We start from the raw sequence: 16933 nt of genomic DNA on the forward strand, positions 1-16933 counted from the left end.
GACTGGACTGAGCCGTAGGAGATAAAGGAAACACGGAGAGCGTAAGCGAGTCGATGTTGACTTATCGTACGGAGGTGAAGGAAGTCTACTAGTCACTGGGCGCTGGAGCCGGACGTGGCTATTTCTGTATCTAAGTTATCCACAGCCACAAATTTTATAATTTCCTAGACAAGAACAAAAGCGCAAGCGCCGGACGTGGACTTTCTTAAAAAAAGAAATAACAAGCTGAATTTTATACTTTTTAATTCAATGAAATAAGTCAACTTTTAATTAAATCCAGAGAGATTTAAAAGGTTGTATGTAGTGGTGTGCTTTAAATATGATTTTTTGGCATGCTTACCTCTTTGCAACCTTTATGCAAAGAGGTTTTTTTATTGGAAAACTTAAATGGGGTGGAATGATGAAAAACTTTATTTCCGTCAGTGATTTAAATGAGGAAGATATTTATAAACTTTTAATTAGAGCAGAGTATTATCGTGAAAATGATTTCTCGTTAGCGGAGCAACTATTTGTAGCGAATTTATTTTTTGAACCAAGTACAAGAACGAAAATGAGTTTTACGGTTGCTGAAAGAAAATTGGGTTTAGAAGTACTGGATTTTCACTCTGAATCTTCAAGTGTTCTAAAAGGTGAAACACTTTATGATACGGCAAAAACGTTTGAGTCGATAGGTGCCAACATGCTAGTAATAAGACATCAGTCAGATGATTGGTCAAAGGAATTAAAAAACCTTTCCATTCCAATGATTAATGCTGGTGCAGGTAAAGCAGATCATCCGACACAATGCATGCTAGATCTACTTACCATATACCAAGAATATGGAACTCTTGATGGACTAAATATTGCTATCGTAGGCGACATCAAACATAGTCGAGTTGCTAGATCAAATGTTTGTGCTTTGCAAAAATTAGGAGCAGAAGTTTATCTTTGTGCAGCCCCTGGTTTTGAGGATGAGGAATTGGAAGTTCCCTATATCTCTCTTGATCAAGCAGTTGAAATTTGTGATGTCATTATGTTACTAAGAATTCAACATGAAAGACATCTCCATAAAGCTGAGACATCAAATTATTTAGATATGTATGGTTTAACCAAAGAGCGAGAACAAAGAATGAAGGAACATGCTATTATTATGCATCCAGCACCGGTTAATCGAGGAGTGGAAATTGATACCGACTTGGTAGAATGTTCTAGATCACGTATATTTAAGCAAATGACTAACGGGGTATATGTAAGAATGGCTATTATGATGCATTTATTAGAAGAGTGGGGGACAATCAATGAAAATTATTTTAAAGAATACCAAACGTTTACTGCCATCAAATGAATTAGAGAACTGTGAAATTTTGATTGAAGATAACCAAATTAAAGAAATAAATTCTACAATATCAGAAGTAGCTGATCGTGAAATTGATGTTAAAGGGAATCTGGTATTACCAGGTTTTATCGATGTTCATATTCACTTAAGAGAACCAGGTGGAGAGCATAAAGAAACCATTCTATCTGGTACAAAGGCCGCAGCGCGAGGTGGATTTACTACTGTTTGTTCAATGCCAAATACAAATCCAGTTCCAGATGATGTAGAAACAGTTAATGCTCTTTTTGAAAAAATAAAACAAGATGCACAAGTTCGTGTACTACCTTACGCTGCAATTACAAAGAACTTAAAAGGGGAAAAGTTAGTAGAATTTGAAGAACTTGCTGAACTAGGCGTATTTGCCTTTACGGACGATGGTGTAGGAATTCAAACTGCGGATTTCATGTTACAAGCTATGAAACGTGCTAAAAAAGCTGGGCGTGCCATTGTAGCCCACTGTGAAGATAATTCTATTGTGTATGGCGGAGTTGTTCATGATGGAAAAGTAAGTAAAGCTCTTAATCTTCCTGGAATTCCATCTTTAAGTGAATCCGTTCAAATAGCTCGAGATGTATTATTGGCAGAAGCAACAGGTTGCCATTATCATGTCTGTCATGTAAGTACGAAAGAATCTGTAAGGGTGATTCATGATGCCAAAAGAGCTGGAATTAATGTAACAGCCGAAGTGTCACCACACCACCTTATTCTTAATGAAGAACATATTAAAGAGGATTCTGGAGACTTCAAAATGAACCCTCCACTACGCGCTAAAGAAGATCAACAAGCATTACTAGAAGGATTGCTAGATGGGACGATTGATTTCATTGCAACAGATCATGCCCCACACTCAGCTGAAGAAAAAGCACAAGGCATGTTAAAGGCTCCATTTGGAATTGTAGGATTGGAAACGGCATTCCCACTACTATACACCAATCTCGTTCTAACAAATAAAGTTACTCTTAATCAATTAGTAGATTGGGTGACAATTAAGCCTGCAGAAGTGTTTGGCTTACCATACGGAAGATTAGAAGAAAATGCTATTGCAGACATCACTGTAGTTAACTTAGAAAAAAATAGTGTAATCGATAAAAACACATTCTATTCAAAAGGAAAGAACACACCATTTCATAATTGGGAAGTAAAGGCACAACCAATCTTAACCATGGTTGATGGAGAAGTTCGTTATATCGATGAGGAGGAGATACAACATGGCTAAACGACAATTAGTATTAGAAGACGGCTCATTCTTTATAGGAGATGGTTTTGGTAGTGAATGTACACAATCAGGAGAAATTGTGTTCAATACTGGTATGACCGGATATCAAGAGGTAATTACCGACCCATCCTACTGTGGGCAAATTGTTACCATGACATATCCACTTGTAGGAAACTATGGTATTAATAGAGACGACTTCGAAACAATCACTCCATTCATTCATGGATTAGTTGTAAAGGAAGTAAGTACATACCCATCCAATTTCAGAAATGAAGAAAGCTTAGATCATTTCTTAAAGGCCAACAACATACCTGGAATTACTGGGGTGGATACTCGCAAACTAACTAAAATTATTCGCAAGTATGGTACGATGAAGACCAAAATTTCTGATATGGGTAAGTCGATAGAAGAAATTGTTAACGAACTTAAAGACACAAGTTTTCCTACTGACCAGGTAAAACAAACTTCTACTATAAAACCTTATGTTGTTCCTGGACGTGGCATGAGAGTTGTCATGGTTGATTTTGGTGCAAAACACGGTATTCTAAGAGAATTAACGAAACGAGATTGCCATATTACAGTTGTTCCTTATAACTATAGTGCGGAAAACATCTTAAGATTAAAACCGGACGGAATTATGTTGACAAATGGTCCTGGAAATCCAAAAGATGTTCCAGAAGCTATTGAAATGATTAAACAAGTTATTGGGAAGATACCAATTTTTGGAATATGTTTAGGTCACCAACTGTTAGCACTTGCCAATGGTGCTGATACAGAAAAACTTAAATTTGGTCATCGTGGGGCAAATCATCCGGTTAAAGATATACTTAGAAATAGAACATACTTAACATCACAAAATCACAGTTATGCGGTGAGAGCAGCCTCTCTAGAAGGTACTGGCCTAGAATTAACACAAATAGCGTTAAATGATAATACGGTTGAAGGGATTAAGCATAGTCTATATCCAGCATTTTCTGTTCAATATCATCCAGAAGCTTCACCAGGACCAGAAGATACAAACTACTTATTTGATGAGTTTTTAAACATGATGCAAGAGAATCACAAGAAGAAAGAGGTTGAAGCATATGCCTAAAAATACCGCAATTGAAAAAATCCTAGTTATTGGATCAGGACCGATTGTCATTGGTCAGGCAGCGGAATTTGATTACTCTGGAACACAAGCTTGCCAGTCTTTGAAAGAAGAGGGTTACACAGTAATTTTAGCGAATTCCAATCCGGCAACCATCATGACAGATAATACCGTTGCGGATAAAGTATACATGGAACCTTTAACGGTTGAATTTTTGACAAAAATTATCCGTAAAGAAAAACCAGATGCTTTGCTTCCAACTTTAGGAGGGCAAACAGGTTTAAACCTTGCGAGTTCCCTGGAAGAATCAGGGGTTCTCGATAAATATCATGTGACACTCTTAGGTACTTCACTCGAAGCAATTCAGAAAGCTGAAGATCGTGAACAGTTTAGAAATTTAATGTACGAATTAAATGAGCCAGTACCTGAAAGTAGTATCGTTCATACGGTTGAAGAAGCATTAGATTTTGCAAGTGAGATAGGCTTTCCATTAATCGTTCGTCCTGCTTATACCCTTGGTGGTACTGGTGGCGGTATGTGCTACAACGAAGATGAATTAAAAGAAATTACAAGAAATGGTCTATCCTTATCGCCAGTTAATCAGTGTTTAATAGAGAGAAACATAGCTGGTTACAAAGAAATTGAATATGAAGTGATGCGGGATAAAAATGATCAGGCAATTGTGGTTTGTAATATGGAAAATGTTGATCCAGTAGGTATTCATACAGGAGATTCCATAGTTGTTGCACCATCACAGACTTTAAGCGATCGTGAATATCATCTACTTCGAAATGCGTCTCTTAAGATAATCCGTGCATTAGAAATTGAGGGTGGATGTAATGTTCAATTAGCGCTAGATCCAAATAGCTTTAATTACTATATTATTGAAGTGAACCCTAGAGTAAGTAGATCTTCTGCACTAGCATCAAAGGCTACAGGTTATCCAATCGCGAAAGTAGCGGCGAAGATTGCAGTTGGTTATACACTAGATGAAATAATCAACCCGATTACAGGTACAACATATGCAATGTTTGAACCAGCCTTAGATTATGTGGTTTCTAAATTACCTCGTTTCCCATTCGATAAATTTAACACTGGTGATCGAAAACTAGGTACCCAAATGAAGGCAACTGGGGAAGTTATGGGGATTGGTCGTAATTTTGAAGAATCTTTATTAAAAGGAATTCGTTCATTAGAAAGTGGTACAGAGGAACTTTGGTTAAGAAGTTTAGTTAATGAAGAAAATGATGTTCTGGTGAAACGTCTTAAAAAAGCAGATGATGAAAGAATATTTGTCATTGCTGAAGCCTTCCGTCGTGGAATGACTGTTGATGAACTCTTTAACCTTACGAAGGTTGATCGCTTTTTCTTAGAAAAACTTAAAAATCTAGTTGAATTCGAAATGGAAATAAGGGAGAATCGATTCTCTAAAGAAATTGTTCAAAAGGCAAAAGAACTTGGCGTAGCTGATGCACAAATCGCAAGACTATGGGATGTTTCCCTTGATGAAGTATACGAATTTAGAGTAAAAGAACAAGTGACACCGGTCTATAAAATGGTAGATACATGTGCAGCGGAATTCGAATCTGAAACACCGTACTTCTATAGTACCTATGAAGAGGAAAATGAATCTATCGTATCCGATAGAAAGAAGATTCTTGTGTTAGGTTCTGGACCGATCCGTATCGGACAAGGTATAGAATTCGACTACGCTACGGTTCACTCCGTACTAGCAATTAAAGAAATGGGTTATGAGGCAATTATTATGAACAATAATCCAGAAACAGTTTCAACAGACTTTAGTGTTTCAGATAAGTTGTATTTCGAACCATTAACATTAGAAGATGTTATGCATGTTGTGAACTTAGAAAAACCTGAAGGAGTTATTGTTCAGTTTGGTGGACAAACTGCGATTAACCTTGCAGCTGGACTTAAAAGAAGAGGCGTTCAACTACTAGGAACTTCACTTGAATCCATTGATTGTGCAGAAGACCGTGATAAATTTGAGGAACTTCTTGATGATCTTAACTTACTTCGTCCAACAGGTAAAGCTGTTCGTAAACTTGATCAAGCTATTGACGTAGCAAATGAAATTGGCTATCCTGTATTAGTTCGTCCATCATATGTAATTGGTGGAAGTAAGATGGAAATTGTTTATAGTGATGAAGAACTTCAAAACTATTTACAAAAATCTGATAAGGTCGACCCAGAACATCCTATCTTAATTGATAAATATTTAACAGGTATTGAAGTAGAGGTAGATGCTATCAGTGATGGCGAGACTACGATCATTCCGGGTATTATGGAACATATTGAACGTGCTGGCGTTCACTCTGGTGACTCGATGGCAGTCTATCCACCACAAAGACTTAGCCAAACCGTAAAAGAAAAATGTTTAGCAGCGGCGAAATTAATTTCGGAAGCTCTAGCGGTAAAAGGACTTATCAATATTCAGTTTATCATTCGCGGTGAAGATGTTTATATTCTTGAAGTTAACCCTAGAGCAAGTAGAACTATTCCTTTCTTAAGTAAAATAACTGGCGTAACCATGGCAAATATTGCTACTAAATGTATATTAGGAACTAAGTTAGTAGATTTAGGATTTGAGACTGGCATTCTACCGGAACAAGATCTTGTTTCAGTAAAGATTCCTGTCTTCTCATTTGAAAAACTACGTAGTGTCGATACCATCTTAGGGCCTGAAATGAAATCTACTGGTGAAGCGATTGGGTATGATAAGACATTGGAAAAAGCATTATATAAAGGTTTAATCGCTTCCGGAATTAAGGTACCACAAGAAGGTGGAGTGCTTTTAACCGTTGCCGATAAAGATAAGGAAGAAGTTCGAGAAATTGCTGAACGATTTAATCAGCTTGGATTCCAGCTTTATGCAACGAAAGGAACAGCAGGGTATTTAGGGCAATTTGGTATACCAGTGACGAAGGTTGAAAAGGTTGGTTCTAATCAGCCGAATGTTCTATCTACCATCGAAAGTGGACATGTACAATTTGTTATTAATACGTTAAACTCTGGTAAAAAAACACGTTCCGATGGATTCTTAATCCGTAGACAATCAGTGGAACACGGTATTCCATGCTTAACTAATTTAGACACGGCAAATGCCATTTTAAACGTGATTGATTCGACAACTTTTAGTGCTAAACCAATGACTGGTAAAGAGGCAGTGATACTATGATTAGCAAGCAACGTATGAAAATTGTTTCCACTAATCAAATTGCAAAAGACACGATAGAAATGGTTTTAAAGAATAGCTACATTAGTGAGAATGCCATTCCTGGACAATTTATTCATATTTTGGTAGAAGGTCATACACTTCGTAGACCAATATCGATAGCCGATGTAGATAAGGATAACGAAACGGTAACCATTCTTTTTAAAAAGTTAGGATCTGGAACAGAAAAATTGTCCGAGTCGAAAGCTGGAGACTTTTTAAATGTTCTAGGCCCTAGTGGCAATGGATTTGAAACCAGTACAGAGGGAATTCATACAGTGCTATTAATAGGTGGAGGGATTGGAGTCCCTCCTATGTATTACTTAGGAAAGTCCCTAGCTAAACAAAATATTCATGTCATTTCTGTTCTTGGTTTTCAATCGAAAGAACATGTATTTTATGAAGAGAAATTTCAACAATTTTCTCAAACCTATGTCGTAACAAATGATGGTTCTTACGGTGATAAAGGATTTGTTACAACGGTCATTCCCCAAGTTGAACAATTTGATCGTTACTACTCTTGTGGACCACTTCCTATGTTAAAAGCAATAACCAATGAACTCTCAGAAAAGGAAGGATTCATTTCATTAGAAGAACGTATGGGATGTGGAGTTGGAGCATGTTTTGCTTGTGTGGTACCTACTAATACTGAAAAAGGCTATAAAAAAATCTGTAGTGATGGTCCTGTATTTGCAGCCAGGGAGGTTATATTATGAGTCTATTACAAGTGAACTTACCTGGACTTCATTTGAAGAACCCTATCATGCCAGCGTCAGGCTGCTTTGGTTTCGGTAGAGAATATAGTCAGTTTTATGATTTAAGTAAATTAGGTGCTGTTATTATGAAGGCAGCTACAGGGAGTGAGAGATTTGGTAATCCTACTCCACGTGTTGCTGAAACAGCATCAGGGATGCTTAATGCAATCGGGCTTCAGAACCCCGGAGTAGAGAAAATTATTGAAAATGAAGTAACATTTCTCTCTCAATATGATACGAGTATCATTGCAAATGTAGCTGGAAGTACGATAGAGGAATACGAATATGTTGCCAGAACATTTAACAATACTAAGGCTGTTCATGCACTTGAATTAAATATTTCTTGCCCAAACGTTAAAGAAGGCGGTATCCAATTTGGAACAGATCCCAAGATGGCAGCTAAAGTAACAGAAATCGTTAAGAAGGCTAGTAATCTTCCTGTATACGTTAAATTATCGCCAAATGTAACGGACATTGTTGCGATGGCAAAAGCAGTTGAAAGTGCCGGAGCGGATGGGTTATCTATGATTAACACATTAACTGGTATGCAAATTAATCTTGCCTCTAAAAGACCGATCATTGCTAATAAAACGGGTGGATTATCTGGTGTTGCCATTAAACCTATCGCTATACGAATGATTTATGAGGTAAAACAGCATGTCCATATTCCAATCATTGGGATGGGTGGTATAAGGAGTGCAGAAGATGTTCTAGAATTTTTATTAGCGGGGGCAAGTGCTGTTGCTGTCGGAACTGCTAATTTTTCTAATCCTCTCATTTGCTCAGATATCATTGATGAATTACCTAGAGCATTAGAACGATATGGTTTTAACGCTGTAGAGGACGCAATTGGAAAGGCGGTTATGAATGAGTAATCAATTAATTTATATTGCACTAGACTTTGAAAACTGGAATGAAACGGAGAAATTTCTAGTAAATAATGATCTAACAGGTGTTCCGGTTAAAGTAGGAATGGAATTATTCTACCGCGAAGGCCCAGCTGTTATAGAAAAACTAAAAGAAAATAACCATCCCATTTTTCTAGATTTAAAATTACACGATATACCGACTACTGTGAAGAAAGCGATGCACAACTTAGGGAAATTAGGTGTAGACATCGTCAATGTTCATGCATTAGGTGGAAGTGATATGATAAAAGCTGCGAAAGAAGGTCTTTTAAGTAGTAATACAGAAACTAAATTAATTGCAGTTACCATTTTAACTTCCATGGATAAACAAGTATTGAACAATGATCTTCTTATTCCTGGAGATGTATTAAGTAATGCGATGCATTTTGCAAGCTTGGCTAAACAAAGTGGAGCGGATGGAGTTGTATGTTCGGTTCATGAAGCAAACGACATCAAAAAACAATGCGGGAATGACTTCTTGACAGTGACACCAGGGATTCGTTTAGAAAATACAGATGTGAATGACCAGAAGCGAGTAGCTACTCCTTCCTATGCGAAGGAAAATGGAGCTGATATATTAGTCATCGGAAGAAGTATTACCAAAGCCCGGAACCCCCGTGTTGCGTACGAAACAGCATTAAAGGAGTGTGGATTAACATGACATTAAGTCAAGACCTAGCGCGTGATTTATTAGAAATGAAAGCAGTACAAATTAATCCGAATGAATATTTTACTTGGACTTCAGGTATTAAGTCACCAATTTATTGTGACAACAGATTAACGATGTCTTATCCAACCATACGCAGAAAAATTGTAGAGGCATTTGTTCAAAAAATAAAAGAAATGGATGAACAACCCGAAGTTATTGCTGGTTGTGCTACGGCAGGTATTCCACACGCGGCTTGGCTAGCTGAAAGACTTGATCTTCCAATGGTATATGTACGCTCTAAGCCAAAAGGCCATGGGAAAGGTAATCAAATCGAAGGAGAAATTAAAGAAGGACAAAAAGTATTGGTCATTGAAGATCTAATATCAACAGGTGGTTCTTCCATTGAATCAGCTAAGGCCCTTGAAAAAGAAGGGGCTAAGATTTTAGATGTATTTGCCATTTTTTCCTATGGTTTGAAAAAAGCAACACAACAATTTGAAGCTGCAAACCTTTCTTTTTCAACGATTACTAATTTTGACGAATTAATTGACGCGTTAGTTGAAGATGATAAACTAAATAATCAACAAAAGAAAGAATTACTAGAGTGGCGTGATAATCTATAATAATCAGCGTTCATGGGACATTGTCACATGAGCGTTTTTTTATTGCGATATTGAAATTGGATTAAGTGAAACATATCCCATATAATTAGTTCTAAATAATACGATTAAAGGATAGACTGCTATGAAAATAGAAGATTATGAATTACTGTTAAAGTTGAATGAAATTGGAACGATTAGAGGTACAGCTAAAGTAATATTAGTTTCACAACCAGCTGTAACGCAAAGGCTTAAATATATGGAAGATTATTTTGGAGAACAAATATTCATTCGTACATCTAAAGAATTGTTACCTACACCAAGTGGTGAGATTATATTAAATTATGCGAAAGAGATTGTTGACAATGAAAAAAAATTAAAAAATGAATTAGCCAAATCCAGTCATGATGTCCAAGGAACATTATCCATTGCTTGCTCTTCCCTTATAAGTCAACGTTTTTTACCGGCTATTTTAGGAGAATACATAACAAAGTATCCAAAAGTAACGATTGATCTAGTCACAGGGATTAGTGAAGACATTATGCGAAACTTTAAAAAATACCATGTAAGCATTATTCGAGGTGAAAAGTTAAAAAATAGTACTTGTATTCATTTGTTTTCTGACCCACTTTATATTTTTGATACGGAAGAATTCCCGAAAGACAAATTAAAGGAACGCCCGTTAATCTCATTTAATAGTGATGATAGTATGCATGATCAAGTGGATAATTGGTTATATTTTCATCAAGATAAAATTAAGCCATTGAAAATGATGACAGTGGATCAAATTGAAACGTGTAAACAGTTTATGAAACAAGGTATTGGAATGGCCGTATTACCAGAGAGTGTTTCGGATTCAATGAAAGATGAGTATCCGCATGTCCCATTGGAAGTAGACGGGAAGCCGGTTACACGTGATACATGGATCTGTTTTCAAGAAGGGGTAAGGAAATTACCACAAGTGGATCGTTTTATTACTGCCTTAACGTCTACAAATTTTTTGTAGATCGGGAAGTGTAAAACTTTCTTCTTGCCATAGAATTCTAATAAATAAGCAAGCATTCTTTATTAGAATGCTTGCTTATCAAGCTTTTAACCCATTAACAATATCCTTCGATGGTGTTACGAATAACGTTTTCTGATTTTCATATATAACAAAGCCTGGTTTGGCTCCGTTTGGTTTTTTAACATGTCTTACCTTCGTATAATCTACAGGGACAGAAGAGGAATTCTGAGATTTACTGAAAAATGCTGCAATGACGGCTGCTTCTTCCAACGTTTTTTGACTAGGTTCAGATGAACGAATAATCACATGGGAACCAGGGATGTCTTTCGTGTGAAGCCAAATCTCATCGCGTCGTGCTAGTCGCATTGTTAAGTATTCATTCTGTTTATTATTTTTTCCTACAAGAATTTCCGTATCGTCGGAAGATATATATTTTTCAGGGACTGGTTTAGAAGGCTTGTTTTTCTTCTTATCTTTCTTTTGTTTCTTTAAATAACCTTCTTCTCTTAATTCCTCCCGTATTTCTTCAATATCTTCTACACCTGCAACATCCATCTGCTGAAGTAATTGATCGAAGTAAGAAATTTCCTCTTTCGTTTTTTCAATTTCTTTTTCTACAACATGTTTAGATGTTTTTAATTTATGATAGGTCTTGAAGTAATTCTGCGCATTTTCACTAGGTGTTTTATTAGGATTTAGGGGAATTATCCGTTCCTTTTGTTCAGGATCATAATAATCTAAAACTTTTACTTCTTTATCCCCTTTAGAAATAAGATGCATGTGGGCTGTAAGTAATTCTCCTAGTCGTTGATACTCTTCAGCATTCTCTGCTTTTTTAATGGTCTTTTCATGCTTCTTTAATTTTCTCTCATTTTTGTTTTTTTCATTATGGATAAATCGATATAAATCTTTTGCTTGTTGTTTTACTCGGTCTCGCTCTGCTTTACCTGAGTAAAAGGCATCTAGCATTTTGTTCACATCTTCAAAATACTCTACATCTCCCGAAAATGACGAGATAGGGATAACGTGAAAGTCTTCTTTATTGTTTCGATAAATGGCAGGTACATATTTGTTCTCAATTAATTGTTCTTTAATCTCGTTAAATTTATCCGTATAAACTGAAGTGGAGCCAAAGCCAATTCGGTGTAGCAGCTCTTTAGCTATAAAAGGTGAAAACCCTTCTAGTGTTTGAACAAATTGCATATCCATTTTTCCAGCATTAAAATCTAAACGTTTTATGAAATCTTCACTATTAATCTCTAATGGATTCATTTTATTTTGATCAGGAGGTAATATATACTTTTGACCTGGTAAAATGATTCGGTGTCTATTTTGTGAGATAGGGATATGTTTCAAACTATCCAAGATATGTCCCTTTTCTTTATCGACAAGCATCACATTACTATGCTTACCCATTAGCTCAAAAATGAGTAATTTTTGACTAATATCGCCAATTTCATTTTTAGATTGTATGGTAAACGTTATAATTCTTTCCATACCTTTTTGTTCTATTGCTTCAATGATTGCTCCCGACAAATATTTCCTTAATACCATACAAAACATGGGTGCTTCTTTAGGATTTTTGTAAATATCTTCCGTAATATGAAAGCGAGCATAAGTAGGGTGAATGGATAATAGTAATGAATGATTTTTACCCTTACTACGAACGGTGAAAACAAGTTCGGTTGGAGTTGGTTGATATATTTTCGTAATCCTTCCAGGAATAAGGTCCTTTTTAAGTTCCTCTGTTACAGCTCTAGTGACAATACCATCAAATGGCATTTCATTCACCTCCCTCAGCAATTATAGCATTTTTTGGGACAAGTATGCATAGATATCTAATAGAGGTTGTTCGAACACACATTGATAGAACTATGAACAAATGGATGAATTTCATGTACTATAATGATCGCGGAGGAATGAGGATGAATTGGTATCAATTAGATGTAGAAAAGGTAGAACAGAAGTTACATGTTTTATCAAGTAAAGGATTAAACAAAAAACAAGTAGAGGAACGTCGGAAACAATATGGTGAGAACGAGCTTAAATCACAAAAACATACACCAAGATGGCTTATTTTCTTAAAGCAGTTTCAAGATTTTATGGTCATTGTATTGCTTGCGGCGACATTGATCGCTGGTTTGCTAGGTGAATACGTCGATGCTATTGCGATTATGATCATTGTATTAGTAAATGGGCTAATAGGCTATTTCCAAGAGCAAAAAGCAGAAAAATCATTGGAAAAACTCAAGGAATTATCTGCACCAATGGCAAATGTTCTAAGGGAAGGAAAATGGGAGAAGATTCCTTCAAGAGAGGTAGTAGTTGGAGATATTGTTCGAATGAATAGTGGGGATCGGGTTCCTGCAGATGTACGAATTACGAAGTCAAATAGCATGGAAACAGAAGAATCTGCTCTTACTGGGGAATCACTCCCAGTTGTTAAGCATGCCACAGCCATTCGGAAAGACCACTTAGACGCTCAAGACCAAACAAATATGGGATTCATGGGAACGCTTGTAACTAGAGGGTCGGGAATCGGTGTTGTTGTTGGTACAGGTATGAACACCGTTATGGGTCAAATTGCTTCATTAATGGCCAATACGAAGAAAACCCCAACCCCATTAGAAAGAAGACTAGCGGAATTAGGTAAAATACTCATAGTGGTAGCACTATTGTTAACCGCATTAGTTGTTGTATTAGGGGTTCTTGAAGGAAAACCAACATATGATATGTTCTTAGCCGGTGTATCCCTTGCAGTTGCAGCTATCCCAGAAGGTTTACCTGCAATTGTGACGGTTGCTCTGTCATTAGGTGTACAAAGAATGATTAGAAAAAAAGCTATCGTAAGAAAATTATCTGCTGTAGAGACTCTAGGTACAGCCTCCGTTATTTGTTCTGATAAAACAGGAACGATGACAGAGAATCAAATGACTGTAAAAGAATTATTCTTAAATGGTAAACATATATATGTAAGTGGTGACGGTTATGATATCCATGGAGATTTCTTTTTAAATAATAAAAAGGTAGAAACTGATTATCCGAATTTAAGAAAAATGCTATTATATGGAACACTGTGTAATAATTCTTCTTTAATGGTTAAAAAGGGGAAATATTTTATAGATGGTGATCCTACAGACGGAGCATTATTAGTTGCTGCTAGAAAAATAGGGTTAAAACCAATTGATGAGGAAAAGTTTAAAATTATAAAGGAAATTCCCTTTGATTCAGATAGAAAAAGAATGAGTGTCATTGTGGAAGATGAGAATGGAAAGCGATTATTAATTACAAAAGGTGCACCAGATGTATTGCTACCTCGAACTTCTTTTCAATTAAAAGATAAAAATAGAGAAGTTCTAAAAAAAGAAGATAAAGTGAAAATTGAAATGGCCATTAAAGATATGGCGAATAACGCATTAAGAACAATAGCTATTGGTATCCGACCCTTAACCACAAAAGATACACTAGATGATGCGTTTTTAGAAAAGGAATTAACATTTATTGGTCTTTATGGAATGATTGATCCACCAAGAAAAGAAGTGAAAGCTGCGATTGAAGAATGTAGACAAGCCGGAATTAAGACAGTTATGATTACTGGAGATCATGTAAATACAGCAAGTGCTATTGCTAGAAATTTAAATTTGTTACCAGAAAATGGACTAGTTTTAGAAGGGCATCAATTAAATCAAATGTCGGTAGAGGAATTAGAAGATATTATCGATGATACGTATGTATTTGCTAGAGTAACCCCTGAGCATAAATTAAAAATTGTTAAAGCCTTTCAAGAGAAAGGTCATATTGTAGCTATGACTGGTGATGGCGTAAATGACGCACCAGCAATTAAAGCTAGTGATATTGGCATTAGTATGGGGATCAATGGTACGGATGTAACAAAAGAAGCATCCTCCCTTGTTTTAATGGATGACAACTTTGCTACTATTAAATCAGCCATTAAAGAAGGTAGAAATATTTATGAAAACATAAGGAAGTTTATCCGTTATTTATTAGCTTCCAACGTCGGGGAAATATTAGTGATGTTATTTGCTATGTTACTCGCATTACCACTACCTTTAGTACCGGTGCAAATTTTATGGGTGAATTTAGTGACAGATGGACTTCCGGCGATGGCGCTTGGACTAGATAAAGCGGAAGAAAATGCGATGAAACAACCGCCACGAAATCCAAAAGAAGGAGTTTTTTCAAGGGGATTAGGTTTCAAAATAATTAGCCGAGGGATATTAATTGGTTTGGTTACATTGATAGCCTTTATGGTTACGTATCAAAATACTCCTGAAAATCTGGTATACGCACAAACCGTTGCATTTACAACTTTAGTTATGGCACAATTAATCCATGTATTTGATTGTAGAGCGGAGAATTCTATTTTTGATAGGAATCCCTTTGGTAATATATACCTTGTTGTGGCGGTACTATCATCTATTTTACTACTATTAGTTGTTATTTATTGGGAACCATTACAACCTATTTTCCACACTACAAGCTTACCGTTAAAAGATTGGTTATTAATCGGTGCACTTAGTGCAATACCGACTGTGTTATTTGCTTTCAAAAGATCAAATAAAGAATAAAAGAAGGGTTCGAGAAATCTATTATTTTCTCGAACCTTTTCTATTGAATACAAATATCCTGTTTTCATATTTATTCTGCATTATGCTATAATAATTGAGAGTGAAATAATTTAAAAATGTACGATACATATTTTATTTATTTTTTTATTAACTATTGTATAATAAATTATCACGTTTTGACTGGCTGGGTATCTACATAGAAGGATATAGGGGGAAAAGTTTTGAGTTTAAGCTTGATTAATATTGGATTTGGAAATGTAGTTTCGGCAAATCGAATTATTTCGATAGTCTCACCTGAATCTGCACCCATTAAACGAATTATTACGGTAGCAAGAGAAAACAATAAGCTAATTGATGCTACGTATGGTCGTAGAACGAGAGCAGTTATTATTACCGATAGTGACCATGTAGTGTTATCTGCCGTTCAACCCGAAACGGTTGGACAACGTGTGATAAGTAATGATGAAATTACTGAGGAATAATTTCTGTATTTGATATACTAGAGGATGTTCAAAAAGCCCGGTGAAAATGACATACCCCTGTGTAGGGGCAGCATTGCAATAGGACGTTGCGCTTTTAGCTGACCTTGGTCCTTTTCATCCTTCTTTTTGAATACTCATTAATAGGAGGAAATGTTTTGAAAGATGAGAGAGGAATTTTATTTATTCTTTCAGGCCCATCTGGAGTTGGGAAGGGAACAGTAAGAAAAAGACTATTTGAGAAGGCAACAGACCTTAAATATTCTATTTCCATGACAACAAGAGAAAAAAGACCAGGAGAATTTGATGGTGTTGATTACTTCTATAAAACAAAGGAAGAATTTGAAAGTTTAATTGAACAAAATGAGCTTTTAGAATATGCTAAATATGTTGATAACTATTATGGAACACCGCGTAAGTATGTAGAGGAAACGTTAGAAAAGGGCTTCGATGTTTTTCTTGAAATTGAAGTTCAAGGTGCCTTACAAGTTAAAAAGAATTTCCCAGAAGGTGTTTTCATCTTTCTTTTCCCACCAAGTTTAGATGAATTAAAGAATCGTATACTCGGTCGTGGTACAGAATCCAATGACCTAGTGTTAAATCGATTAAAGGAAGCCAGGAAAGAAATTGAGATGATGGATGCGTATGATTACGTTGTTGTAAACGACCAAGTTGATCATGCTGTGGAAAAAATCAAGTCTATTATTCAAAGTGAACATTTAAAAAGAGAACGAATTGCGAAACAATACAAAAAAATACTGGAGGATGATCAAATATGATGTTAGAACCGTCTATCGATGTTTTACAGGAAAAAATAAAATCAAAATATAAACTTGTCATTTTATCAGCAAAACGTGCTAGACAAGTAAGCGAAACGAAGGACCTACAAGTAGAAAATCCTAAATCTGATAAGTATGTTGGAATGGCGCTTGAGGAAGTTGTTGCAGGAAAGTTATACCTAGAAGAAGGTAATGATTAATATAGATAGCCCTCGCAAATTTGCGAGGGTTTTCTATTATTTGCAGCGAGGAACGGAAAACTTTCAACATGTTCGTT

General features: G+C 36.0%; 14 protein-coding genes. 13 read left to right on the forward strand and 1 reads right to left on the reverse strand.

Annotation, left to right across the window (positions count from 1 at the left end):
- Positions 1-400 precede the first annotated feature (400 nt).
- From ACFQ18_RS05215 to ACFQ18_RS05255, 9 genes are all read left to right on the forward strand, one after another.
- The gene (locus ACFQ18_RS05215) at positions 401-1324 is read left to right on the forward strand and encodes an aspartate carbamoyltransferase catalytic subunit (protein ID WP_204797806.1); all 924 of its coding nucleotides are present in this window, start codon (positions 401-403) and stop codon (positions 1322-1324) included.
- On the forward strand, positions 1278-2570 hold the full coding sequence (locus tag ACFQ18_RS05220) for a dihydroorotase (protein ID WP_204797805.1): 1293 nt from the start codon (positions 1278-1280) through the stop codon (positions 2568-2570). Before ACFQ18_RS05215 ends, ACFQ18_RS05220 begins: the two co-directional genes overlap by 47 nt.
- Complete coding sequence (locus tag ACFQ18_RS05225) at positions 2563-3663, forward strand: carbamoyl phosphate synthase small subunit (protein ID WP_204797804.1); 1101 nt, start codon at positions 2563-2565, stop codon at positions 3661-3663. The genes ACFQ18_RS05220 and ACFQ18_RS05225 overlap by 8 nt, the downstream gene beginning before the upstream one ends.
- Positions 3656-6856, forward strand: coding sequence for a carbamoyl-phosphate synthase large subunit (gene carB, locus ACFQ18_RS05230; RefSeq protein WP_204797803.1), 3201 nt, complete (start codon positions 3656-3658; stop codon positions 6854-6856). The genes ACFQ18_RS05225 and carB overlap by 8 nt, the downstream gene beginning before the upstream one ends.
- Positions 6853-7608 carry a dihydroorotate dehydrogenase electron transfer subunit gene (locus ACFQ18_RS05235; protein WP_204797802.1) on the forward strand — a complete coding sequence of 252 codons (756 nt, stop codon included), beginning with the start codon at positions 6853-6855 and terminating at the stop codon, positions 7606-7608. Before carB ends, ACFQ18_RS05235 begins: the two co-directional genes overlap by 4 nt.
- Positions 7605-8522, forward strand: a complete 918-nt coding sequence (locus tag ACFQ18_RS05240) for a dihydroorotate dehydrogenase (protein ID WP_060667899.1) — start codon at positions 7605-7607, stop codon at positions 8520-8522. Before ACFQ18_RS05235 ends, ACFQ18_RS05240 begins: the two co-directional genes overlap by 4 nt.
- Positions 8515-9216, forward strand: coding sequence for an orotidine-5'-phosphate decarboxylase (gene pyrF / locus ACFQ18_RS05245; protein WP_047186342.1), 702 nt, complete (start codon positions 8515-8517; stop codon positions 9214-9216). The genes ACFQ18_RS05240 and pyrF overlap by 8 nt, the downstream gene beginning before the upstream one ends.
- Positions 9213-9827, forward strand: a complete 615-nt coding sequence (pyrE, locus tag ACFQ18_RS05250; RefSeq protein ID WP_047186341.1) for an orotate phosphoribosyltransferase — start codon at positions 9213-9215, stop codon at positions 9825-9827. The genes pyrF and pyrE overlap by 4 nt, the downstream gene beginning before the upstream one ends.
- 121 nt (positions 9828-9948) lie before the next feature.
- Positions 9949-10809 carry a LysR family transcriptional regulator gene (locus ACFQ18_RS05255; protein ID WP_047185994.1) on the forward strand — a complete coding sequence of 287 codons (861 nt, stop codon included), beginning with the start codon at positions 9949-9951 and terminating at the stop codon, positions 10807-10809.
- Positions 10810-10887: 78 nt separating this feature from the next.
- Here the strand turns inward: ACFQ18_RS05255 and ACFQ18_RS05260 are convergent, their stop codons facing one another.
- Entirely contained in the window at positions 10888-12591 is a 1704-nt protein-coding gene (locus tag ACFQ18_RS05260) for an Rqc2 family fibronectin-binding protein (RefSeq protein ID WP_204797801.1), read from the reverse strand.
- A 143-nt stretch (positions 12592-12734) separates the two neighbouring features.
- On the opposite strand from ACFQ18_RS05260, the gene ACFQ18_RS05265 reads away from it, so the two are divergent.
- The 4 genes from ACFQ18_RS05265 (at position 12735) to rpoZ (ending at position 16856) form a co-directional block, all read left to right on the forward strand.
- Positions 12735-15398 carry a calcium-translocating P-type ATPase, SERCA-type gene (locus ACFQ18_RS05265; RefSeq protein ID WP_145524102.1) on the forward strand — a complete coding sequence of 888 codons (2664 nt, stop codon included), beginning with the start codon at positions 12735-12737 and terminating at the stop codon, positions 15396-15398.
- A 221-nt stretch (positions 15399-15619) separates the two neighbouring features.
- Positions 15620-15880, forward strand: a complete 261-nt coding sequence (gene remA, locus ACFQ18_RS05270) for an extracellular matrix/biofilm regulator RemA (protein WP_047185997.1) — start codon at positions 15620-15622, stop codon at positions 15878-15880.
- 155 nt (positions 15881-16035) lie between these two features.
- Positions 16036-16656 carry a guanylate kinase gene (gene gmk, locus ACFQ18_RS05275; RefSeq protein WP_047185998.1) on the forward strand — a complete coding sequence of 207 codons (621 nt, stop codon included), beginning with the start codon at positions 16036-16038 and terminating at the stop codon, positions 16654-16656.
- Entirely contained in the window at positions 16653-16856 is a 204-nt protein-coding gene (gene rpoZ, locus ACFQ18_RS05280; RefSeq protein WP_083452498.1) for a DNA-directed RNA polymerase subunit omega, read from the forward strand. The genes gmk and rpoZ overlap by 4 nt, the downstream gene beginning before the upstream one ends.
- Positions 16857-16933: the final 77 nt, after the last annotated feature.

The sequence above is a fragment of the Oceanobacillus caeni genome, assembly GCF_042678465.1.
In the GTDB taxonomy this organism is placed as follows: Bacteria; Bacillota; Bacilli; order Bacillales; family Amphibacillaceae; genus Oceanobacillus; species Oceanobacillus caeni.